Annotated in this window: 21 protein-coding genes; 7 read left to right on the forward strand and 14 right to left on the reverse strand. The window is 33.3% G+C overall.

Annotation, left to right across the window (positions count from 1 at the left end):
* Positions 1 to 6: 6 nt before the first annotated feature.
* Complete coding sequence (locus DK857_RS19320) at positions 7 to 2,097, forward strand: phage head-binding domain-containing protein (protein WP_227003106.1); 2,091 nt, start codon at positions 7 to 9, stop codon at positions 2,095 to 2,097.
* Positions 2,098 to 2,126: 29 nt separating this feature from the next.
* On the opposite strand, the gene DK857_RS02700 is transcribed toward DK857_RS19320, so the two are convergent.
* Together DK857_RS02700 and DK857_RS02705 are read right to left on the reverse strand one after the other, a co-directional pair.
* Positions 2,127 to 3,191, reverse strand: coding sequence for an acyltransferase family protein (locus DK857_RS02700; RefSeq protein ID WP_109401477.1), 1,065 nt, complete (start codon positions 3,189 to 3,191; stop codon positions 2,127 to 2,129).
* A gap of 59 nt (positions 3,192 to 3,250) precedes the next feature.
* Positions 3,251 to 3,481 (reverse strand): DNA polymerase III subunit theta, encoded by a 231-nt coding sequence (locus tag DK857_RS02705; RefSeq protein WP_109401478.1) that lies wholly within the window; start codon positions 3,479 to 3,481, stop codon positions 3,251 to 3,253.
* Positions 3,482 to 3,951: 470 nt separating this feature from the next.
* On the opposite strand from DK857_RS02705, the gene DK857_RS02710 reads away from it, so the two are divergent.
* Positions 3,952 to 4,287, forward strand: coding sequence for a hypothetical protein (locus tag DK857_RS02710; protein ID WP_109401479.1), 336 nt, complete (start codon positions 3,952 to 3,954; stop codon positions 4,285 to 4,287).
* Positions 4,288 to 4,827: 540 nt separating this feature from the next.
* On the opposite strand, the gene DK857_RS02715 is transcribed toward DK857_RS02710, so the two are convergent.
* Positions 4,828 to 5,721 carry a hypothetical protein gene (locus tag DK857_RS02715; protein WP_109392785.1) on the reverse strand — a complete coding sequence of 298 codons (894 nt, stop codon included), beginning with the start codon at positions 5,719 to 5,721 and terminating at the stop codon, positions 4,828 to 4,830.
* Positions 5,722 to 6,371: 650 nt separating this feature from the next.
* Positions 6,372 to 6,680: a helix-turn-helix domain-containing protein gene (locus DK857_RS02720; RefSeq protein WP_109392786.1), complete on the reverse strand. Its 309-nt coding sequence runs from the start codon at positions 6,678 to 6,680 to the stop codon at positions 6,372 to 6,374.
* Positions 6,681 to 7,251: 571 nt separating this feature from the next.
* On the opposite strand from DK857_RS02720, the gene DK857_RS02725 reads away from it, so the two are divergent.
* From DK857_RS02725 to DK857_RS02740, 5 genes are all read left to right on the forward strand, one after another.
* Positions 7,252 to 7,665 (forward strand): hypothetical protein, encoded by a 414-nt coding sequence (locus tag DK857_RS02725; RefSeq protein WP_109401480.1) that lies wholly within the window; start codon positions 7,252 to 7,254, stop codon positions 7,663 to 7,665.
* Between the two features lie 349 nt (positions 7,666 to 8,014).
* Complete coding sequence (locus DK857_RS19115) at positions 8,015 to 8,170, forward strand: hypothetical protein (protein ID WP_157957591.1); 156 nt, start codon at positions 8,015 to 8,017, stop codon at positions 8,168 to 8,170.
* Positions 8,171 to 8,519: 349 nt separating this feature from the next.
* A complete protein-coding gene (locus DK857_RS02730) occupies positions 8,520 to 9,935 on the forward strand; it encodes an NAD(P)/FAD-dependent oxidoreductase (protein ID WP_109392788.1) in 1,416 nt (471 codons plus the stop codon).
* 423 nt (positions 9,936 to 10,358) lie between these two features.
* On the forward strand, positions 10,359 to 10,736 hold the full coding sequence (locus DK857_RS02735; RefSeq protein ID WP_109401481.1) for a hypothetical protein: 378 nt from the start codon (positions 10,359 to 10,361) through the stop codon (positions 10,734 to 10,736).
* A 550-nt stretch (positions 10,737 to 11,286) separates the two neighbouring features.
* Positions 11,287 to 11,580 (forward strand): helix-turn-helix domain-containing protein, encoded by a 294-nt coding sequence (locus tag DK857_RS02740; protein WP_109392790.1) that lies wholly within the window; start codon positions 11,287 to 11,289, stop codon positions 11,578 to 11,580.
* 143 nt (positions 11,581 to 11,723) lie between these two features.
* Here the strand turns inward: DK857_RS02740 and DK857_RS02745 are convergent, their stop codons facing one another.
* The 10 genes from DK857_RS02745 to DK857_RS02790 form a co-directional block, all read right to left on the reverse strand.
* The gene (locus tag DK857_RS02745) at positions 11,724 to 12,461 is read right to left on the reverse strand and encodes an ankyrin repeat domain-containing protein (protein WP_193528583.1); all 738 of its coding nucleotides are present in this window, start codon (positions 12,459 to 12,461) and stop codon (positions 11,724 to 11,726) included.
* A gap of 410 nt (positions 12,462 to 12,871) precedes the next feature.
* Positions 12,872 to 13,432 (reverse strand): hypothetical protein, encoded by a 561-nt coding sequence (locus DK857_RS02750; RefSeq protein WP_157957592.1) that lies wholly within the window; start codon positions 13,430 to 13,432, stop codon positions 12,872 to 12,874.
* A gap of 68 nt (positions 13,433 to 13,500) precedes the next feature.
* A complete protein-coding gene (locus tag DK857_RS02755) occupies positions 13,501 to 14,874 on the reverse strand; it encodes a VasL domain-containing protein (RefSeq protein WP_109401483.1) in 1,374 nt (457 codons plus the stop codon).
* Positions 14,875 to 14,958: 84 nt separating this feature from the next.
* On the reverse strand, positions 14,959 to 15,387 hold the full coding sequence (gene tssE / locus DK857_RS02760; RefSeq protein WP_088494841.1) for a type VI secretion system baseplate subunit TssE: 429 nt from the start codon (positions 15,385 to 15,387) through the stop codon (positions 14,959 to 14,961).
* Between the two features lie 2 nt (positions 15,388 to 15,389).
* Positions 15,390 to 15,947, reverse strand: coding sequence for a type VI secretion system lipoprotein TssJ (gene tssJ, locus DK857_RS02765; protein WP_109401484.1), 558 nt, complete (start codon positions 15,945 to 15,947; stop codon positions 15,390 to 15,392).
* The gene (gene tssG, locus DK857_RS02770) at positions 15,928 to 17,022 is read right to left on the reverse strand and encodes a type VI secretion system baseplate subunit TssG (protein WP_109401485.1); all 1,095 of its coding nucleotides are present in this window, start codon (positions 17,020 to 17,022) and stop codon (positions 15,928 to 15,930) included. The genes tssJ and tssG overlap by 20 nt, the downstream gene beginning before the upstream one ends.
* Positions 16,986 to 18,749, reverse strand: coding sequence for a type VI secretion system baseplate subunit TssF (tssF, locus tag DK857_RS02775; protein ID WP_109401486.1), 1,764 nt, complete (start codon positions 18,747 to 18,749; stop codon positions 16,986 to 16,988). The genes tssG and tssF overlap by 37 nt, the downstream gene beginning before the upstream one ends.
* Positions 18,750 to 18,781: 32 nt before the next feature.
* The gene (gene tssA, locus DK857_RS02780) at positions 18,782 to 20,404 is read right to left on the reverse strand and encodes a type VI secretion system protein TssA (RefSeq protein ID WP_109401487.1); all 1,623 of its coding nucleotides are present in this window, start codon (positions 20,402 to 20,404) and stop codon (positions 18,782 to 18,784) included.
* A gap of 44 nt (positions 20,405 to 20,448) precedes the next feature.
* Complete coding sequence (locus DK857_RS02785) at positions 20,449 to 23,805, reverse strand: ImcF-related family protein (RefSeq protein ID WP_109401488.1); 3,357 nt, start codon at positions 23,803 to 23,805, stop codon at positions 20,449 to 20,451.
* On the reverse strand, positions 23,792 to 24,925 hold the full coding sequence (locus tag DK857_RS02790) for a hypothetical protein (protein WP_109401489.1): 1,134 nt from the start codon (positions 24,923 to 24,925) through the stop codon (positions 23,792 to 23,794). Before DK857_RS02790 ends, DK857_RS02785 begins: the two co-directional genes overlap by 14 nt.
* Between the last annotated feature and the right edge of the window lie 26 nt (positions 24,926 to 24,951).

Below are 24,951 nucleotides of genomic sequence, written 5' to 3' on the forward strand. Positions count from 1 at the left end.
AAAGCAATGTCAGATATTATTCCTAATGTCGTAGTGTCAATGCCGTCACAATTATTCACTCTCGCAAGGAAATTCCAAGCGGCGAGTAATGGTAAAATTTATATTGGAAAAATTGATACCGATCCAACACTACCAGAAAATCAAATTCAGGTTTATTTAGAAAATGAAGATGGTTCTCACATTCCTGTACCGCAGCCTTTAATTATCAATCAGGCTGGATTCCCTGTTTATAATGGTCAGATTGCTAAGTTTGTGACAGTTGAGGGTCACAGTATGTCTGTGTATGACAGTTACGGATCGCAGCAGTTCTATTATCCGAATGTGTTGAAGTACGATCCTGACCAGTTTGATATAAAAACAACTCCAGTGATAAATAGTAAAGTACAGTATTTTGATGACATAGAATCACTAAGAAACAGTGAAAATATAAAATCTAGATCACTATATGTTATTGAGTATTTCAAAGGATCATCTATTGGTGGTGGGTGTTTTTATATAGATTATGACGATAAGTTATCACTGGATAATGGCGGTACAGTGATAGTAAACAATGATGGATTCAGAATAAAAAGATTAACAGATACCATTAGACTTTCTGAATTTGGAATATTTAATAACTCACCATTAGTTACAAAGGAAAATTGTGAGGCTGCATTTAAATGGGGGTTTGAAAACGGCTATACTAAATTTGAAACATCTATATCAGAAATAACTTTAGACTTTCCGTTACATATAAAAATTCCTGATGATTATATTTATGACTCAATAGAAATTAATTCATCAGGTGTTCATAAATTTAAGTATGATTTGGTTATACAAATCCCTGAGTGGCAACATAAAAAGACTGATTACCTATACGCAATATTTGGGAATGGCAAGACTAGAGTTAATATAAATCTTAATTTTGATAATTCTGGAATGGGAAACTCAAAACCAAACACTAGAGGAAAAACAATAGGTTTGAGGATTGATGATTGCCCAAATTCATATTTAAATGTATTTGGTAAAAATAATAATGGATATGGTGTCTGGATTGTATCTAGTGACAATACAGAAATAAAGTTAGTTGGTAGAAATTTAGATGGATATCAATCTACTGACGTTAAAGATGATTCTGGTAATTTAGTGGCATTTGATGATTACGGGGATGCTTTGTATATTGTGTCAAATAATATAACAGTATCTTATTTGGATGTTAGAACAGACAGAGGCGGTAGAGCTGGTGTTGTTTTTGAGGGGACATTCACAAAAAGTGAAAGCGTTAATGGTCAATTAAATAATTTTAACATTGTTGGTTATGATAGAGGAGTGCACATAGAAAGCACGAAAGAAAATATGGGAAGTATATTTATCAGCAATGGAAGATTGTTAAACAATAATACTCAAATACTTTCTTTTAATGGTAATTCGGATAAGGTTAAAAACAGAATAGATGTTTCAGTAGATAACGTTCAATTTTTATATGATCATCAAATATCACCATATATCACTGAAGGCAGAGATTTTTTTTCCAGAGGTGCATTCATGTTATCAGGCTCAAACATGAATTCATCAAACTGCGTCTTTGGAATGAATGATTATCCCAGTGTTATTTCTGGAAATGGTACTTACAAGAGCGTTAATGACACGTACATGTTAGATTCTAGCGGGTTACAATTATCTTATGGAAGTGTTGAGATAAATAACTTAAACGCAAGAGCTACAAAAAAAGACTTTAAATTTAATGGAAATACTCTAATAAGAGATAGTGTATTTGGTGGTAATGTGTATTTAACTGAGATTTGGGGGAGATATCACATTGATAATGTTACATTTTCAGGAAACAACACATCACCATCAGGACACTTAATATTTCCATATATTCGCAGAGCTGGTTATTATTCAAATATTACATTTGATTATGTAATAGATTATGCTATTGATAATAGGAATGAAAATAGTAAATTTAACCTTCCATTAATAAATTATATCAGAGTGTTATCTGGTGATGATGCTGGAAGATTGTTTTTACCAACAAACACAACAACAAATAACAGATATATAAGATCAGTGCCATCATACACATTGTTTGGAACGATTGAGTCTGAAGTGGTATAAATGTTAGCCCTGATATTCAGGGCTTTCACCTAACTATTTAATATATGTCTCGCCTTCTTTATTGACCACTTTTCTACTGTTGAGTAAAGAATGAAAGATATTAAGATTGAAAATGATAATTGCATCACCACCAAAGACATACCGCTCTTCACTTGTATTGAGTTTATATTATTTAATACAAGAAGAGATATTGGGTGTGATATATAGAATGAGTATGATATATCACCAAGTAATGACAGGATCATTATCTTCTTAAATCCGTTTACCTTTTCAATTAGAGATAATGACACCAAAAGAATAAAGCAAGGTATACCTATTGACATAGGGCCATGCCCGCTAAATAAGAAAATGCCAGATATTGAAAATAATGATAAACATATTAACACTCCATATATTTTTGTGGCTATTTCCTTTGTTGTTATGTTGTATATTTTCGCGGCAACCATCCCCATTACAAACTCAAAAAACATTGGGCTTGATAATAATGACAACACTCCTCCATCACTCCATCTGGAATATGGATTAATTAGTGATTGCTTTGACGATAGAAAGTACAATGTAATAACCATTATAAATATAAATATTGAACATAATTCTGCTCTATATTTATGTGATACCATCATTGATATTGAAAAAATAATATAAAAAACAATCTCGTATGTTAACGTCCATGCTGTTGTTATAATGGAGAATCCAAAGAAAGGAGGAACGCCATCAAAATTCAGAGGAATTAGAAAAATAGACTTTGTTATTTTTAATATGTCTATACCATATCCTTTGTTTAATATAAAAATATTTACAATTAGGAATGATAACAAACAAACCCAGTACAGTGGGAATATCCTAAAAAATCTCTTTACATAAAAAGATTTCATGCTGCGGCTGTTGTTTGTCGATATATATATAACAAATCCACTAACCATAAAAAACAGGTCAACTCCAAAATAACCATTTCCGAACAATATACTTCCAAGATCTCTCTGAGCGTACGTGTTATTTAAAAGCCCTCTTGTGTGATACATAAATACCAGTAGAGCAGCGATGCCTCTCAAGTAATGTATTGAATAAATCAAACTGCTTTCTTTTTTTTCCATAATTTTATTCTTAAAAAAATTTAACGAATGATATCATTTAGAATTATTTAAATCACTAATCACTCTGTTTTCAAATACTGCACCGAATTCGCATCAGGCAACTTCTTACTTCTCTCACGATAAAACGCTAGTCGTTCATTAAAGTACGCTCTCAAATGTGCTGGCTGTTGTCGTTCAACTTCGGATGCAACAACTGGCATATTGAGACGTTCTTTATATGCGACACCACTTGCGGCTAAATCGACATTTATTTTATCTTTTTCTTCTTGAGTTAGGTTTGCGAGGTTCATAACAGATCCGGTTAGTTTTTGGAGAGTATAGCAGGGTGTGGATATTGATGGGACGTATTTGGGACAAGCAACATGAAGTAGCCTAAGGCAACTTCAAGTAACTTTAGGTAAGGTGGGACGTGTGAACGCTTGGTGAGACTGTATTTAGTTGATATTAAAGCATAATTCTACGCTCTTCTAAGCCGTAGGTCACAGGTTCGAATCCTGTAGGGCGTACCATTTAAAATCAAGCAGTTATTCTCCTTTAAATTCAACTAGATTTCCTCCTTGTGTCATGTTTGTGTCGTTATCATTAAAACGCCATCAATTTTGCACGCATGCTCTGTTTTCTATTAGGCTATAATCGGGCAGTAGCGATCATGTTTTTTATACGACAAAAAAGACCTGCATCAACACGATGATGATCTTGATTAAGTCATTTATTGATAACATTAATGGATTGAAAACATAAAAAAATAATATGGTTATGTATGTTAATCCCATTTTTCGGTATGACTAAGGATGAGTCTGATGTTGTTTACACTCCTTTAGAGTTATTGGAGATGACCGTTGCGAATAAAATCCCAGATAGCAAAACGCCCATTTTGGATAAATCTGATAGTTCTAAAATATTATTTACTGAATGCAAATCAATAGCGAAGACCGTAATTTCTAATTTCAGTAATGCTTACCCAACAGTGATTGACGTTGATAGTGGAACATACTTTAAAGTAAGAATCGGATCAGTAAATGAGGTGTTTATCCTAGAGTGCGTTAATGGTGAAAAACGAGTTTACAGGGCTAAATATAAACCCAAAAGTAATTAGTTTTTATGTGGAATAGCTGATTATTTGCAGAATAATAATGATGATTTTCGGACACGTTAGAAAACCCATAAAAGCGAGATGGATAGCGACAAAAATAAACGTTGAACCCTGACAAATCTTAACATTTTTTAATGCCAAAAACCTAAGGGATCCTAAGATTATTACTGGGGAGATATTAACAATTGTAAACGTTTGGATGATAATATTTGATAACGTATTTCCATGAATGCCATTTCACGAAACCTTATGTCATTGATATTTTACTACTAGCCAAAACTAGTCTTGCTACTTCATAAAACTTCAGGTTGAAATTAATTATCTCTACAATATATGATGTACTAAAATGATTAGATTAATAATTTATTTTCCCAGAAATACTCTTGTACGTTTCCATTTTTTCATAAAGAAATACTAAAGTAATACAACGTTTGATAAGGCATGCTATTTTCAAATATTTCAACAACTAGAGCTATCCATAAAGCCCTTATGAAATCAGCCTTCGGTATTCTGATATCTATTGATGTCTATCAGAATTTGAACCTATCTAATTCCTAATGTGAAAGCGATGCCATGAGCATTGTCACTTGATAGATAGCCAATCCCTGCTTTTATTTTCACTTGGTTATCATAAAATTTAATAGGAGTTTCTAATGCAAATGAAGTATTGTTAATAAAACCAAATGATAATTCTCTATAGCCTTCTCCATAGAATCCACCAATATCATTGGATAAAATTAAATTAAAATTTACACCATTTAAGTTAATTAGGTCATTCATAATATATTCGCCACCAATAGACCATGTCCCTGTATTATTATTGATGTTTAGTTTTTTTTCATTGCCAAAGCTATTAGTAAACATATATGATATATGACCATATATATTAAATTCATCATTGTTATTTAATTTGTTATTATTTCTTAGCCCAAGTTTTGGTGTTATATGAAATGTATTTATGCTCCAATCTAATAAACCCTCTTCACGCAATATCTCTTTCATTTGTTCATTACCATGAAATGAAGATTTATTATTCATATTTGAATAACCAAATTCTAATTCATTTTCTATGCTAAATTTTTCATTTATTGGGTAGGTGATTTTTGGGGTAGCAGATAGGCTAAAAACATCCCAATGAGCACGCAGGTTACCTAGAGAGTCAATATTGGCTGGTGAGGATTTAATTTTAAGATAGTTACCGTTTAATTTCATAGATAAGAAATAATCTTTTGTTACATAAAGATTTTTGAATTCATAGGGTAAAGAATATTTGTCATAGCTAAGTTCATTTGAGTTTAGTTTTGACGCGCTAATATCATCAGTCAATGAAAGAGCTAGTAACTTTGCATAGGCTGCATTTAGATTTTCATCAGCATAAGTGCTACATGCATATAATGCATAAAACAAGAATAGTAATTTTGAAGATAATGATTTCATTATATATTCCTATGATTAAGTGGTAACACTATGATGCTTTTATTCATTTTTATTTTCATTATGTTAGCTTAGTAAGCTAATTGAAAGAGTAAAATAGCAATAAGTAAATTAAAAAAAGAGATTTGCTAAGGATATATTACAATATTAAATTCACTGTAAAAAAATAACACATTATGATGATAACAATATGAGTACTTTAAACGTAAAAACAATTAAGAATATCATATTAATAACAGCAATAAAATACTATAAGAAACGACAAGAAAAATAATAAGATTATTCGCAAAATTAACTTAATTCAGATTTTTGTGATTATGTTCAATAGATAAATGAAAATGAGTTAAAAATAGATTTAATAAAGAGTAATGTTGAGATGGTTTTATCTATAGAGAGTTAATTAATATTGTTTGTTTTATATTATTAATGAGGGGTCGGATATAAAATCTCTAATACTAAAAATATTCAATTAAATACGTTTAACTTACAAGGTGTTAATAATTGATTATTTTTTTTAACAAAGAAATCAAGCGATTGATTTTATAAATAGATGAGGTTTTATTTAAATAAAAGAAGATGAAAAATTGCGATATTCTTTAACTAAAATAGTTTAAATATTAAATTAGATAGCGCTAAACAATATTGTTGCATTCTTATCTAAGATTACGGCGTTTCTTATTTCTTGAAACAACAATCTCATTTGATGACAAAGTTGTTTCAGCCCAAGCATTTAGCATTGGTGACATTATTTCGGGTGTAATCAACAAACTTTGTGGCGATATTCCTAATATTAAAGCAATAGCAATAAGCTGATCGACGGTTATCTTAAGATGCCCATTTTCCAAACGCGAATAGTGTTGCTGACTGATACCAAGCCTTCTTGCTATCTCGATACCTGTTATTTTTAGCTGCTTTCTTTTCTGTTTAATTCTCTGACCTACAACAATATTAATTGAACTCATATTAATCCCTCTTTTTAAAAGAGATTACAGTAAAAATACTTAAAGATCGATATGAGCGATCAAAAATAGATTATTAATAGTTATTATCTATCAGTTTTTATTTATTAAAAGATTTAAACCGTTTTACCTAAATCAAATAATTAGATAAATTACATTAGTTTTTAGCAGTATTTTTGTTTGTTAATGACGAAATAAGAGTGTTGATTAAGAATAATATGAGTTAATTGGAGGTTAGTGAGAATGGAAGGCTCCATTTTGCAGTGCTTGTTTGAAACGATGGATGATGATCCGTATCCGATAAGAATAAGTTAATTTTTTTTAAATGGTTATTTGATTAATCTATTGGTTATTCAGATTTCTATCATAAAATAGTGTTTTCTTTACCCCTGTTTTCCATTCAATGAGATATGTGTTTTGATAGAATTTATATTCTTGATTGTCATCGTTCAATGCATTTCGAGGATACTATTCTGTTTAAGCACAAAAAACCACGGTATTTCAGTATTTATAGAGCTACTGTGATAAGGTTTTAAATATAATATTAATAATACCAAGACAGTAGGAAGAAAAGATGAAAAAAGGATATTGGATTACATTATTTCTACTGACTTTATTTTTCATTCTTATTTTTTGGATATTAAAAGATATTAAAAATACAAAAGAAAGAGGTTACATCTACACTGAATATAATGTTTTTTATTATTATTTTAATACTTCCTCTGTGATTAAATCAGTACCTAGAATATCAAATAATTATTTTTTTACTGGTGATGGCATTATTGATAGAGGATTTAGAAATAGTAGTGTGACATTTTGTCTTATTAATGATTGGAATAAAGCATATCAACAATTAAGAGAGTATACTGATAAATTAGATTTTCCAGTTTATTATGGAAATCCTAAAGTAAGAGATAGTGAGCAATATCTTGAGGTTTATAAATATGATAATTGTTTACATATAACTTATTCTGAAAATTATTTTTGATATTAGAGGGGGGGAGTATTTTAGTTAATTTTATGTGGTTATTTAATAACAGTAGAGAAAGCTTTTGAAAAAATTTTATTTAAGTCATCAGTTGAACGTTGTGCTGAGCGCTTTTTAGAGGCTGTGAGGCTATTGGAATCGAATGTAATTCGAGATACAACCGAAAGGAAAGGGCTACCGCATAGGCTTTTTCTTTAGAACTATTATTAATTTTAGCCATTTATTTTGCTTCTTATTTTTTTATTTAGATGAATTCTCACATAAAATAAATTTGTTATAAATAGGTGAGCACTTAACTTAATATTTTTTTATTTCTCTTTTTAAAAATTGGTTATATAAAGAGATAAATATGATCTTAAGTATGGTCATTCCAACTATCTTCTTATTTTCTTCTGAATCACCATTGAATAACCATTCCCTTGTTATGTTTCTTATCATTATCTCCTTTTTATGTATTCAATTTATTGTTTTAGTAACATTAGTGATTTTGTGGATTATTTGTTAACCAATTTATTTTATCCAGCTTGTTTATTTGTAGTTTGAATGTGTAATCAACCTATGTTTAACAGATGGTTTGTAGGTCTTTAATAGTGAAAAATTTTATATTTTGATGAAAAAACCAAGAAAACAACTAGTTTGATATGCTCTCATTTTACTTAGTGTGCTTAAATAATCGATAAAAAACAAAGTTATAATTAATCCCCTTGTTTGTATAAGTAAATTAAATAGTACGGATTTTTAAGAAAAAAACAGATGAAAAGATTTACAAATACTTTACTAATAGTTTACAAATGAAATAAGATATCGTTATTATTTTAATGCTAATAATTCATTGAGTAAAAGGAACGTGTAAAATGGCGATATCTAGAAGAAAATTTATCATTGGTGGAACAGTAGTGGCTGTTGCTGCTGGTGCGGGTATTTTGACACCAATGTTAACTCGCGAAGGGCGCTTTGTTCCGGGTACGCCAAGACATGGCTTTGTTGAAGGTACTGAAGGTGCTTTACCAAAACAAGCTGATGTTGTTGTTATTGGCGCTGGTATTCTTGGCATTATGACAGCGATTAACCTCGTAGAACGTGGTTTATCTGTTGTGATCGTTGAGAAAGGTAACATCGCCGGTGAGCAATCTTCAAGATTCTATGGTCAGGCGATTAGCTATAAAATGCCTGATGAAACGTTCTTATTACACCATTTAGGCAAACATCGCTGGCGTGAAATGAATGCAAAAGTAGGTGTTGATACTACTTATCGAACACAAGGTCGCGTTGAAGTTCCTTTTGATGAAGAAGATTTAGTTAACGTAAGAAAATGGATTGATGAAAGAAGTAAGAATGTTGGCTCAGATATTCCATTTAAAACCAGAATTATTGAAGGTGCTGAATTAAATCAACGTCTTCGTGGTGCAACAACAGATTGGAAAATTGCAGGCTTTGAAGAAGATTCAGGTAGCTTCGATCCAGAAGTTGCAACCTTTGTTATGGCTGAATACGCCAAAAAAATGGGCGTTAGAATTTACACTCAATGTGCGGCTCGTGGCTTAGAAACGCAAGCGGGTGTGATTTCTGACGTTGTCACTGAGAAAGGTGCAATTAAAACTTCTCAAGTTGTTGTTGCTGGTGGTGTTTGGTCACGCCTATTTATGCAAAATCTCAATGTTGATGTTCCAACACTGCCTGCATATCAGTCTCAACAGTTAATCAGTGGCTCACCAACGGCACCGGGTGGTAACGTTGCTTTACCGGGGGGAATTTTCTTCCGTGAACAAGCTGATGGTACTTATGCAACCTCTCCTCGTGTTATTGTGGCGCCAGTAGTGAAAGAATCCTTCACTTACGGTTATAAATATCTGCCATTATTAGCTCTACCTGATTTCCCTGTGCATATTTCTTTAAATGAACAATTAATCAATTCATTTATGCAATCAACACATTGGAACTTAGATGAAGTTTCTCCGTTTGAACAATTTAGAAATATGACTGCATTGCCTGATTTACCTGAGTTAAATGCTTCATTAGAAAAATTAAAAGCAGAATTCCCAGCCTTTAAAGAATCGAAATTAATTGATCAATGGAGTGGTGCAATGGCTATCGCACCAGATGAGAACCCAATTATTTCAGAAGTTAAAGAGTACCCAGGTTTAGTGATTAATACTGCAACAGGTTGGGGTATGACAGAAAGCCCAGTATCAGCAGAGTTAACGGCCGATTTATTACTTGGTAAAAAACCTGTTTTAGATCCAAAACCATTTAGCCTTTACAGATTCTAATCGATATAGTTTAGAAAAAACTTCAAATTTGAAGGTGACTCCATAAAATTGGGGGCGTTTATTCAGTAGATTAAAAAACCTGATTTCGATATTTAATCGAAATCAGGTTTTTTATTTTTTATAAAATTATTATTTAAATAAAAGGCGTGTTTTTTGTACTTAGGATATATCTAATTCACGATTATGATTTATTTATATTACATTAATTCATAGAAGGAAAAATAAGTTTATATTTATTTTTATAAGTAAGTCCTAATTTGATAGGTGGGACATAATGAGGAAAACACATTTAGTAGGCATAACATTACTTTTTTCATCAGCTGCATTAGCGACAGAACCCCAAGAAACAAGTGCAATAAAAGAGGAGGTAAAACCTTCACGTCTAATTTAACTATTGTAAGTAAAGATGACCTATCTGGATTAATGGATGGAATTGACGAAGAACGTCAATCTGGTAGCAGTGTAGACGGAGCAGCCATTATTTATGATAAAGATAACCTGAAAAAATACACAACAGTTAGAACGCTTTTTGTTGAGTCTATAGGTGGAAATAATTATTTAGTCACTCTTGCTGTTAAAAATAACTCTGACTCTCTTATCCGTTTAACAAGCTTAAATGAAAAGAAAAATATTTATGCTAAAGATGCTGATGATTTTGTAGAATATTTAGGTGGTATTCAAGAAGATGTAAATATTCCAAGTAAGACAGCGATAAAATTGCGCTTAATTTTTAAAGATGCAGATGATGAACCCATAAAATTGCGTTTTTATGATGAGGAAATTGAATTAAAGAAAAAATAAAATACTTGCGGTTTTATTTTAAACCGTAGATATATACTAGTATTGAAAATTTTTATAAAAAACAAAGAATGAAAATATTATAAATATTATAAATATTATAAATATTATAAATATTATAAATATTTAATTTATTTTATCTAATAAGTAACCAATCTATATTTTCATAAAATTTATTGTTTATTAATAATAAATATGTCCGCATAAAAAACATTGATTGTATCTATGGTTTTTAGAGTAAATCTCTCTTCTTCTATAAAATCACAACTAAAAATCATCTAACTTATTGATATTTATTAATTACACATTCGATATTTAATACTATTGTGTTATTCTAAATTTGACGAATGTTAAAATAACATATAGATATGTAAATTATTTTAAATTTTAAATATCGGAATAACCTTATTAACAGAATTAATAAAAGTAAGTAATGTTACGGTTATCCAACAACTAATGATTAAGTCTTTTCAGTTTATAGTTTGATGGTCTATAAACTATAATTCGGTGTTTTATCGATGTAATCATCTAATAAAAGAAGGAGAGTAAAGGGATGATTAACACCAAAGTTGGGAATAGAATCAAAATGATAAGAAGACAATTGAAAATAACAGAAAATGAGATGTCTAAAAGGTTGGGAATAAGCATGCTACATTATTCTCAATTAGAAGATGGGCATCAAAAAATAACAGTAGATCAATTGATTACTATTTCTTATATACTTGGTGTTACACCTCAAAGTCTTATCTTAGAAGCCACTAAAACAGATTTTATGGTTTTTGAGGATAAGCAGTCGATAACGCAGCCAAGTGAGATAGTTATATTTAGAAAGAAGAAAGTAGTTTAAAAATAGTGTTGTAGTATTGTTTATATTGAATTCTGATAAATATATTGAATCGTTTTTTAGTTGCTTTAATTAAAATTCTATTTCTCAAAACTCAATGACTAATAGAACAAAAGCCATCTTATTATAGGATGGCTTTTGTGTATTTAATGGCAGGATGTTGTACCTGTTATATGATTTATAGCACCGTTTCTGATCAACAGTCTCTGCATATCTTTAAGATTATTTTGGCAAGCATAACTTAACGCACTGTGGTTATAAGAGAATAATGATTTATCTTGCGTTGTAGTAACAAGATTAACATCTGCACCTTTAGAAATAAGGTATCTTACAGTATCAAGACGATTATTTCTGGCTGCAATCATAATAAATGTTTCACCATCGTCTTCTACTCTTTGGTTATTGAGCTCGATATCGCTTCTCATTAAGTCGTGAATTTTTTTTACCACATTGACATTATTTCCTAAGACTGCTGATTTAAAAACATTATAAACATTGTCTTTATCCGTAGCCCAAAGGCTTGCACCTTGAGAGATGAGATATTCTACCATCTCTTCATCACCAATAAACGCAGCCCATCCTAGAGCTGTTTGTTCTAGGCTTCCCGTGTCTTTTGCTTCAATATTTTGACCATTGGCAAGCATCTTTTTAACTTCATTTAAATCACCATGTTTTACAGCATCAAACCATAGTGCATTCTTGCCTGTACTTGGTGAAGTATAGAATACCCGATGTGGTAAACGTGATTTATTAGCCAACTCAATCATATCAGAATAATTTGATTTAAAAGATTGATACTCTGGTGGATTATTTTCATTAATAATCAATGCTTGTGCGCCAAAAGAGATCAATGACAATGAAATAACAAACATTTTTATATTCATTTAAACACCTTACAATCTAAATAATTAATAAAACTTATTACAATTAGTTTATTAAAAATTAATATTTATTAGTGTTGACAATTGAAACAGAATGTAATTAAGGTGTGTTTTAGTAATACGTATTTTTAATAAAGATAAATCTTATTAATTGATTTGTTGCTTTAGTGATTAAATATACGTATTTTTACTTGTATTTTATTGAATATAATGAGAATTATTTATTTTTAGTCATTATATGACAATTTAATCATGCCATACACTGATGGCTTAACACTGTGATTTTATTATTATCTTCTTTTTTAGTTATTAATTTAAAAACTATTCTGTAATAACTCGTTACTTTTTATCGCATTTTCGCCATCTATTTAATGATGATTTTTAATTTATTAATATAAAATTGAGTTATTTAATTATAATTCAGATTGAGTACAGATAATCTCCTTATCTTGATACTGACTATTCTCTACTTTAAATTTCATTTCTAACATTGGGATCTCAATATCATTTTTAATTTTGCTATGGAATTTACATGAAGGGAAATAATTTTCTTTATCAAAAGATAATTTTATATAAAAATAGCCTTTTCCACGGGAAAAAATCCTAAAATCTGCGGAGTATAACTGATAATCTGAATAACGCTTATCTATTTTTCCATAATCTATTAATGGTAGTCTGTACCTTTCATTACTAATGGTTACGGGGATCTTAGATGTTATTTTGTACATGGTGTTATCACGGTAATCAAGATTTAATGATGTGGTATATTCCTTATCATCAGGTAATGTAAACTCAATCACACCAATATTTTCTTTGGAGAGTAGAAGGTCTTCTTGTGTTAATGTAATTTCTGTTTTCATTATTATAGTTTTTCTGTTTTGGTAATACTTATTTACCTCTTTACTCCTTTCTTGATTTATTCTAATTAAATCTATAGGGCCAATAAAGATAAGTCCTCCATAAGGTGAACCCATAATGCAACCACTTAATAAACTAACAATGATAATAAGGATCAATCTTCTTATAAAGTACATATTTTTCCTTATTTAGAACGCAATAACGAATATCGATTTAATAGTTGTTTAAAATGATTATCTATCTGTTGATATTCATAGTCTGAAACTGCATTTTGTGTTGGTTGCTTTTCAAGTAAGCGTAGCTCTTCTTCTAAGGGTTTAGCTTGATTGAAATGTTGGCGAGCTTTGAAAATAATAGATTTAAGTTCAGAGCCTGTAATGTAATTTTTAGGATTACCATCAAAGCTATCTAACCTTTGGCTTAATCCATCAAGTTCAGTCATGCCTTTAGACCATTGATTGAGTTGTTCATCCGTTGTGGCATTTATTTTTAGATTATTTTTCCAGAGCTGCGTAAATGATAAAAGCTCTGGATTATCTTCATACTGTGCATTCAAATAACTGATTACTTCAAGTCCATAATTTTGTGCCCATGTGGGAGAAAGTAATGCGAGTTCATCTAAACGTTGTTGTATCACGTCAATCTGTTCAGAATTGAGCGTTCTTATTATGTTTCTACCATTTGCGGTTTGTTGTTCAATAAGAGAGCCTGCGTGGGCATTAATGGTTGGAATATAAGGAAATGCATCTGTTAGATTGTTATTTTTTAATTCAGATAACCAAAAATAAAATAGGATAATAAAAAATAAACTACTGGTTAGTGTGCCAATTAAAATCCCTCGCCATAACTCCTGACGATATGTCTTTTTTATGGGAGGCTGTAATGAGATGGAAGAAGATATATAGGTTTTGGGGGGTGTAATACTTTCATGAATATTTTTGGGTGTAGATAAAATCACATCGATAATTTCAGATGGCTTTTCTTCTTTATTGACAGTGGAGGATAATTCAGGAATATTAAAATTACTATCTAATGTGTCTGCATTCTCTAATTGCTGTGCTTGAGCAATAACTAAGTTCTCTAAATAATCAAATTGAACAAGATGTTTAATTTCTAAAGTTTGAAGGTGATGATTGATATTCTTTAATAATTCTTCAATTTGATAAAGAATAGATAAGTCGGAATAGACAAAAGTTGTACCACGAATACCAGAGACTAACTGTTGGCTTAAGGATGAAAGAATATTGATACGAGTATGTGTTTGTACTGGCCATAATGTTTGCCAATGTTGAGTCAATAGTTTATGAATAAGGTAAAGCCCTTCATTTAGGCCATCAAGTCCAGCTTGGTGTTGACGACATACGACAAACCAAGAGGCGGTCTGAAGATCGACACCATTTTGATTAAATAAAGAGATACACAATTCATGGACATACTGCCAATTAATATCTGGGCGAGCTGGATGAAAACGTTTATCAATTTCTTCTTTAATAGCAAGAAATTGATTAAATACACGAGGATCACCTCCAATTGAAAGTGAATCTAAGTAAGAATTCATAGTTGCCTCAGTTAATTTAAGGTCTCAATAATATAAAAATAAATCTAAATAAAGAAAATTAAGAATAAATAGAAAGAAATAACATCATGATAAATAAAATTGTTTTTTTAAATGGTGGAGAAATATTCTTCCATCAGGTGAAAACTCAGTACCATAACGTATAAGTCCTCTTTCATGTAATTCAATATCTAAAGAATAACACAATTTTCCAAATTCATTTTCAGGTAATATACCTAGTGTTACTGATTTTATTCTAGGTTCATATTTTAGTAATGTTGTTGATAATATAGACATTACTTTATGCGAACTTCCTGGTAGTCCTTGAATTATTTTGCTCATATCAGGTAAACCGTAATCAGGCAGATGTTTTAGTGTTCCTGCTCGTGAATTTAATATTCGACGAATATTATCCATAACAGAAAGAATAACCTGATCTTCTTCTGATATAGAATCAACAGGTAACCCACCTGAAAAATAACCCGTTAGCATTTCATAAAGAGAGGGTTGTGGCATCGTTATTTTTTATCCAAAGGTTGTAATGTAAGAGTATTTTCAGCAAGTTCAATTTTTCGTGCTTTATCAGGATCGAGTTCATTTTTAGGAATAACAATTCGCCAGTTATTTTTAGCTTCATCTGGTGTGTGAAACATTGTGGCAATAGCAACAAATTCGGTTTCTTTCTCCATTGGCATATCGAGAGAAATAGATTCTCCTGGTCGAATGCGTAGATCTTTTTGTGCTAATAAAGAGGATTTTAAAACATCATTATTTTGATTAAATAGTGAGAGGTAATCACTATTATTAAAAGTATCTTCTGACTTTAGTTGGAATACTCGAACAATAACGGAAAGTGATGAACCATTATCATCGGTATTAAGTGCTTCTCTTGCAATAAAATCCAAATGTAATGTTTTGATTTGTTTATAAAAAATAGATTTAGTTAAAGAGACAGTACCATCACTGATGGTTTGAGTTAAACCACAACCTGCGATTGCAAATGTTACTATAAATAACAGTGCCAATCGGTGGGCGCGAGAAAGAAATGTTTGCGATTTAAAATTGATAATTGCCATATTCATCACTTTTATAATGTTGAGTGCGGGGGGTTAGATATTGGTAAAAGCCAAGTCCAATGGTGATAAAAGACGCTGTTAGTGTTTCAATCGGTTTGTGAGGTCGCATGACCGCGGTTCTACCTAATTGCACGCCTTGGTTTTTAGAAGTACTCAATGTTGCATCAGGTAATAAATTTCTAGGTAATGTTAAACGGAGTCGCGCATTAACCCTTGATCCCAAATAAACGCGAAGTAGTGCCATAAAGTCTTGATAAATACTGCCATCAGGTAACCAACCTTTTGCTTCTTCCTTATTTTCAGTGTGTAGTTTTATTAATACTTGGCTATTTACATCAATAGCATAGCGACCTAAAACGGGCTTATTTTCTAGTGTTATCGGTTGTAAGCACGACATGGTTATGGGGGGGGCGAGCGCAATTCTTCGAGGATCATGAGGCACAATACTGACTTTTGTTGATGGCGCTAATAATTTTACTAACGCGCTAATACCTTCGGCTGTGCGTGTTGGTAAACGTAAGATCCCTAATAGCGCTAAAAAGCGAGATAGGGGGGATTGCACATGATTAGCACAGCCCGGAATACCTAAACCAATTAAGCCATAAAGATATTGCGATGTTTTATCTGATCCTCCTTCCCCAAACGTGGCGGGATAAGAGTATTTTCGCCAGATCCGATAAAACTGAGTTGTAAGGCGATGGTTAAAAATATCTAAAAAATCAGTGAGTGAATCCGTACCATCTCGATATTGTGCAATATCGTCAAGGTAAGATGTTGGAAGTGGTGATGTGATACCATAAAGTCCCAAAAAAGTAGTATGTAAGCTTGGTACTGTACTTTTTCGGTATTTATCTAGAGGATCAATCCCTTTGATCTCTGTCGCAGGAAAGCCCATACCACGATGTGGTCGAAAGCGAATGGGATCGGTTTTTGGATCATGAGAACTTCCTAATTCAGGTAATTCGGGGCTAGTTTTTTCAAGTAATTGACAAAAGCGATAAAAATTCACATAAGGTAATTTTTCGCCTAACGCCTGAATTAACGGGGTAGCTGTGGGTTGTGGCTTTCTTTCCATTGAATTCGTTTTCCTGTTGGCAAGATAATCAGAGTTAATTGATTAAAAAGATGAACATCGGCATAAAGTGCAAAAAAGCGATTAAGCATTTCACCAAATAAATGAATATCACCTTCACCATTAAAGCCATTGCTATCAATCGTGACTTCGATATCAATACCTCGTTGTAAAAAACCTTTTTCAAAGCGTTCAATTAAATGATGTTCAACATGAATAATGGCATCGAGTTTTCGATGGTTCATATCATCATCTCGCCAATCGTAAAGTGCGAGAGTGCCTCGCAGTACTTCAGCATTATCCATCATGTTTAGAAAGCTTGAACCTAAATGGCTTAGCACTCGCCAGTGGAAACGATCTTCTGAAGGAGGATAAAGAGGAAGTGTTGGCTTACACAAATTACATACAGTGAGTGGGATCTGTAAGGTTTGTTCTGTTCTATCAAGCAAGGTACTTTGTAATGCTTTGCGCGGTAATTGCCCATTAGTGCCAGTGAGTTGCAATGAAAGGGTTTCTGGCTGAGTTGCTAAATCAATCTCTTGTTTTTCTCCCCCTAATATAAGCCAAGTATCATGAAGTCCCGTAACACCACGTTTTACTCGGGTATGATAATAACGTTCAGGTGCGTTATGGCGTAACATACCTCCACGATGGCGAAAGCTGGTAAAGGGTACATAAATCGCTTCATTTGTACGTTGAGAGCCATGTACGCTATCAACGCTATAGATTTCAGTGTGTCCATCTTGAACACGACGCGGTCGTAATAAATATTCGCTTTCTAATCCATTAACAGTGAGTGGATCAGCTTCTATATTGAAAAGGTTAATAACGGGTACGCAATGTAAACGGATATTTTCCTCATTTAATGTAAGAGAGTTATCCCATAATGTATTGAGAACAATATCTAATTCAAATTCAGGTGTTTCTTCAGGAAAATGAATATCATCTAATCCATTAAGTGAAACAAACATAAACTTTTCACGGAAAGAAAAATATTCGAGTAATAATTGATAGCCACTAAATGTGGTATCTCCTTTAGGCCAAAGAGTGTCTGTATCCTGAAATCCTCCCGGTGAAAAATAGAGAGGAATTACTATTCTATCTTTTGATTGAGGGAGTTTTAGATAAGTTTTTGCAACTTGTTTAGTTAATGCTAAATGCAGTGCATTGGTTGTCGGAATATCGCCAGATAAATAAAATGAGAGTTTATGAAGGTTAATTTCAGACCAATTAATCATTTCACTGCATTTAAATTTCAGTCGAATAGTTGAACGGCCATCTGGCTCAGTCGTTAAGTTTACAGCGACAATTTTTATTGGATTAAGCGTTAAATCTTGAGTTGTTCGATAATGACAAATCGTTCTTTTAGGGCCAATAGGGCGAGAAAGTACCTCAAATTGAGCAGGAACCTTATCTGCTATTTTCATTTTTTGAATATCTGGGGCCAATTCAATAATTGATAGTGAAGGAATTGTTTGTAAATAGTGAGGCCATAATAAGCTGACAAGACCTTCTGTTAATTCAGGCAAATCATCATCAATTTTTTGTCTTAATTGCCCCATTGAGAAAGCAAAGCCTTCAAATAAGCGCTCAACAAAAGGATCGGGCGTACCTGCTTTATCTAAATCGAGCATCGCAGCTCTATCAGGATGTGCTTGTGCAAACTCTTTGGCAGCTTCTCTAAGATAACGCATTTCTGCATCAAAATAGCGAAGGGTTAAATCGTCCATTAATTTGATACCTTGATTTGTCGAGTAAAAGATTAGGAATATAAAATCGCAGAGCGAACGGGATCGATAGCGGTTAGTTCACTGAGTAGCAATTCCATTTGTTGTTCTATGTGGGACTTATCTGAGATGTTGCGTTGGATTTTTGCTCGGTAAAGGTGAAGTTGTCGTGCTTTCACTTCAAAAATATAGTTAGGCTCCCATTGTGTTAATGACATCGAAAGCGCTTTTTTATCAAGTTCTCGTAATAAGTTTAATGCCAAATCGTGACGAGCAAATTGTTCTGCTACTCGCGCCATAACGAGGTTTAATAACCATTTTTGCCTTGAAGTGCTGATATCAGGACGGTGTTGTAGCCATTTTAATGCAACCTCTATACCTTCATTATCCGCTTGAGTGATAGCTTCAGTTTCTAATGCCAGTATCGGTTCATCTTCAGATTGATGAGAGTAACTATTTGATAACCCTTGCATGGCATCAAAATTTTCTTCCATAACATGTTGTTTGATCCAACTTAATGTTACTTCGTCAGCAAAGGGCGTACCGTCTTCCCATGATAATTTTTCTAAATCAGGAAGGCGGATAAGAAACTGTTTTAAATCGTTTTTTATAATGTCAGACCATGCATTCCAAGGAGCAGGTGATTTACTGAGTGCTTGATAGAGATACCATTGCACATCTAACCAAAAATGATTAACACCTTCTGCAAAAAGCTTATCAGCTTGTTCTGCAAGTTCACCCCAACTTTGTTGTAAATAGAGACGTTTAAGTTGTGCTCTTGCATCAGTTCTTGGGGGAGAAAGGCGAGTGCAACCTTGCTGATCTTGTGGGGGAAGTTGATGAAGCGTGTCCCATCTCACTACTTTCATTAGTCTATGTCCTGCTAACCAGCCGCTAGGTTGATTGCGTAAGTAGTTAGCAAGCATTTTAGATTGATCTAATAATTCACGACCTGATTGTATTGTTTCTATTGGCGTGCTTTGTGATAAAGAAGAAGGCGTTGAAGATGGGCTATAAGTAGATTCATTTCTGCTGATATTTTGTGGTACTAATGAACTTGTGCCACCCGATTGAGCAAGGCGTTTTTCGAGTGCTTGATGTAATCCTGCAAGCTGTGGTCTTTCCGCTTCACTCCATGTTTCAAGCTCCGTTTCAATGGTGGCTAATAAGGCGATAATACGTGAAAATTCATGACGATCGACTTCAGGATAAAGAGATAAGCTATCTAAAACGCGTTGTCCTGATAACCACTCTAAAGCAGATTTTCTACTCGTGGCTCGGCTAGGTAATAGCGTGTCGTGATAGCGAATAAGCAACCCACTTAAAAGCCCTAAAGAATCGGCAAGTCCGTGTTCACCTTCTTTGTGCAAGCGTGCCCAAATATAATAAGTGACAACGCGTACATCTTTGCAGGAATTGAGCAGTAAGTTTTCAGCAAGTAAACAAATTAGCTCAGTATCTGCTCCAGAGAGCTTATTGACTTCTTCTTTCATTCGTTCAAAGTCATCTTCATAACTGGGATCATCACCCACAGGTTGGTTAGGGGTGATCGGTAATAACCAACGATCCCACAAAGCAATTTGTTGTTGAGCAAGTTGTTGCACTTTGTTTGTATCATCAGCAAAGCATGATGAGATTAAGGTATCCAATAAGGACATAGTGAGCGTATTTCCTTTTGAGATATTAGGGATGTGATTTTTATTTAATCTAAAAAGATCTTTTCTGGTAAAACAAAATTGCGTAGTTGCAAGAGTGCGATTGGACCCTCGCCCATTTCAGTTCTTAAGGTGTAATTGAGGGATTGCCCATTTAAGGTTTTCCAACTGACAGAGTAACTACTGGTGCTACCGGCATAAGGGGTAATTTTGGCATCTTCCAATAAACGAATAATGCCCCAGACGCCACGATAATCACCATAAATACGTGTCCCAGTGTTGGTGGTGATCCAGCTGAGTGATGCACCAGAGGCAACCGTATCCGCTGGCCAAACAAAGCGTTGCCATTGCGGTTGTTGGTTATCATAGATAAGAGATTGTTTATCTATCATTAGGTGGGTTTGCATAATGTCAGGTGATGTACCTGGACGTAACTCAAAGTAAAGACGCGCCTCACCATTCGCAAAAACCACATCCCCTAGGTAGCTTAATTTATCTAAGGCTTTTAAGAACTCAGGGTTAAAGGTTAAACCTTGTGCATTTGTGGTATCGGGTATCCAATGTGTACCTTCTTTATGTAAAACACCGTTAAGATGAGTTTCAAGGAAGCGCTGAATACGACCATTATCAGGGCGTAGATATTGCGCCATTAAAGGTAATGAGATTTCACTTTGTGTATTTTTGAGTGGATAGCGACCACCGAACGCCATATTCCAGTCATTAACCACGGCATTTCGCCATTGAGTGTTAATACCTTGCGAAGTGGGCGCTAATAACTGTTGCCATGCTTGAGACATGGGTTGCACAAGCAATGTATCCCCAAAGCTATTCCACTCTTGCCCAAAGCTTGCTGCAATCAAACTGCCGTAATCTCGAGTTTCTGATAAATCGACCGTTTTTCCTTCAAAAACACTTCGAGCCAACGCTTGAGACATGGCTTGTGGATCAGGGGCATTAACAACTTGTTGAAGTTTTAAGCGAACTCGAGTCACGCGTGTGAGGTAGGCTTGCAGGCTTAACGCATCACTGTTTTGCGCTGAAGATTGAGGGTCGGTAAAGGCCAGTATTGGCGCAAAAACAGGCTCTAGAGGGCCGGTAAATTCCGCTTTTTGACTAATAACCGGCTGTTGTTCTTTGTTTAATAAATCTTTGGCTGAGTTAACAAAAGAGTCTGCTAGTTTTTCTTGTTGGCGACCAGTTTTGCCTTGATAAGAAAGTGTATTCATTAAGGCAATAATGGGGGATTGTCTGACATCGCTCATTAAGGTGAGTTGATCAATAGTATCGGAGAGACTTTGTGTTTCTCGCCACTGTAAGCCATTGAGAAAGCTTAACCAACTGCCTGAAAAATCATTAAAATAGCGTTCTGTGAGATTTTGCTGGAGCTTTTCAGGTGAGATATCAATATCGGTCTCTTTTTGTGTGTCACTTAACACCCAATCTATTTCTTCTCGTCTCTCATGAACGGCTTTTTTAATCGCGGGTTCAATCGATTCTTCCCATGCTTTACGCGTAAAAATACCGGGTACGGTTTCAGTGGTACTGAGTAAGAAACTGACATCGGTATCCCCCGTCATATCATCTAAGGTCATATCCGCAAAGTTATGCTGTGCTTGTTGTAAGATTTTTTGGTAAAGCGCAGATTCACCATTACGTTGACCAATTTGGCGAATAAGAATAGTTCGGCTTCCGGCAACTAACGTACGATTAGGCTTGATTGTCCATTCATGGTGATAAGGTAATTGAGAGGCATAGAAGGTTAATAATTCCGTTCCTAATGTTTGCCATTCCCCTTCTTTTAATCCGTTATAGTCAGGCCAAATACTTAATGCACTTTCAGTGAAGAATGCAGGGTCAATACGAGAAGGATCACCCATCATCAAATAGGCTTTTAAGGCTTGATAAGCGGATTGAGCGCCTTCAATTCGTTCCGCACTGTCAGGTGGGAACCGCATAAACGCGTGAAGATAATTTTCAAGATGTTGTTGGGTTGAATCGCGTAATAACGGCAACATGGATTGGCTATAAACCGGCCATAGATGACTAAGCAATGCGTTATTACTGCTTAATCCAAATCGTAACCAAAATGGGACAGAAGTTTTCTCTCGATAGCTTAATAAACCGAGTGTTTGTTGTAAGCCATATTGTGCCTGTAGGCGGGCAAATTCAGATTGATGATTGTCTGTTGCCAACTGCGCTTGTTGCTGACTTTGGGTAATTAATTGGCGATTCATAAAATAAGAGACCACCATTCCAATTCCCCACAGCGTCATAGCGATTGCGACGGTATATTGCAAAATACGTTTGGAATTTAGACCTAAAGGCGAGGCTTTTAACTGATAGGGTAGTTGTGAATTTGCTGTAATTAACGCTTTCCAATGGGGATTGGATGTCCACTGATTATTCTTTGATAAAGTTGCAGACACATTATCATAAATAGGTGTACTAAAGAGTACGCCAGCGAATGGCAATGAGCGATAACCCGATAAAAGTGGTGCTAAGTTATTGGCGAGCTTTTCACATCCTTCATGTTGAAGAAAACACGCTAATGCTAGTAGGTAAGTTTGAGTTGGGTTATGCAAGACAGCGTGTGTGCCTTGTTCCATTAATGCGGGTAAAAGCGTTTTTAAGTCATTAGAAAGTGTTTCAGATGTCGCTTTTAAAGGTGCTGAATAAAGAACTGTGGGCGCTTCATTTGTTGTTATTTCACCGTTGTTACTGATATTCCAAAGCCAAATGGGGGCTTGCCAGCGTAATTGACGAAAGAGCTGGTGGAAATAACGGCTAGCGGTATCTGTATTGGTCGGATTTAAGTGATTAAATAAGGAATGACCAAGCGGTTGTTGCGATAAGTTATTTTCTGACACCCAAATAACCGCATCGAGCGGACGACGACGGCGCAGTTGTTTTAAATCTTGGATTAAATTTTCATCAATACTTTGATGGATATCGCCACCATAGATAAGCAACGTTCCATTGTTTTCTTGCCAGATATCCGTTGTTAGATTAGGAGTGAGTTTTTCTATAGAAGTCGAGGTGCCGATGAGGAGTATGCGTATTAAATTTTTTGAATTACGTTGACCATATTGTTTAAATATATCATCAATAAATGAATTATTTTGTTTGTTTATTTCTGGTAATGTTTTTGTATTATATAAGAATGGTTTACTGAGTAATGGAATGACTTTTTTCCAACCATAAATAAAAAAAGGAAAAGCTAATAATAAAACAACCCAATTGGAAAAAGTAAAAAATACAATTTCTTTAGGTGAGTAACTGGTTTCTAATATTTCATTACCAAAAAGGTAATAAAGCATACTTAGTGTAAAAAGGGATATTGTAAGAACAGTAGCATAAATAATAAATAAATCCCGAGTTGAAGAAAGCTTATCATTGATTTTCATCTTTGAGAATAACCCCTGCTATATATTGATCGTTACAATATCCAGAAATCCATCCACAACTATTAACATCGTTATGCATGCAGTGTAGAGCAGCAAACGAAATAGCGATAAATGGTGATGAGCAAGTACTATCACCGAAGTAATCCTGTACAATATTGTCGGCTGAATAGAGTGATGTTGATAAAAAAGCATAAGATGCTTGAGTATTAATCGATATATTTATTTCTGGTAATTTCTCCATCCCTGAATATTTAATAATTTGAGACGCTAATTCATTAGCATTTTCATTATTTGATATTTCACAACGATGTAAATGATAGGCTTTTTTATCAGGAAGTATTGTCCATAAAAAACCAGTTTCACTTAATTTACCTGCATTGATATCATCAAAAATATTAGAACCGCCAACAAGGTTGTAATGTTCTGACTTATAATGAAGATAGTAGTTATCAATAATGATATCTAAAGAATCTATTGAATCGATAAATATGGTTTTTAATGGTGGTAATATATGATGATCTTTTAGATGCTCAATAAATTTATTTAGACTACCTTGACTACCTTTCCAGTAAAAATTATCTATTTTGATATTATCAATATTATTTTCTTCAGTATTTATAAAGTGATTAGCTAGTAATTTAGCAATCATTTCTTCTCTGTTTTTTTTATCTCCGATGAGTGCTGAACAGGGAATGCACTCTTGCTCCTCCTCTATTATAGAAGATGGAGGTATCGGTTTATCTTTTAAAGCCTGATGCCATTTATATTGGTTTTCACCCAAAGAGCCAATAACAACTGAATTTTTTATTGGTATTGAAGCACTATGGTATAACCACCATTTTTTACTGTCTTCATCAAATTGTTTTTTAAATAACTCATTGTTATGATTGTTTAATACTTTTAAAAATAAATAAATTAAAAATAAGAATGATGAAATAAAGATAGGAATGATAACACTAGAGATTAAAATAAAATATTTATTCTCTACTTTACTATTTGATAAAATAATATTAGTGAAAAAAAGAGAGAAACCAATAAATATCAATAACCACTTTAATAGTTTTTTCCAATTTATCGGTTTGTCTTGGGTAAACTCAGGGTAACGCGGAGGATATCTCACGATATATCTCCTGATCTTTTAGAGAT

This window comes from Proteus terrae, from assembly GCF_003144325.1.
Lineage (GTDB): Bacteria > Pseudomonadota > Gammaproteobacteria > Enterobacterales > Enterobacteriaceae > Proteus > Proteus terrae.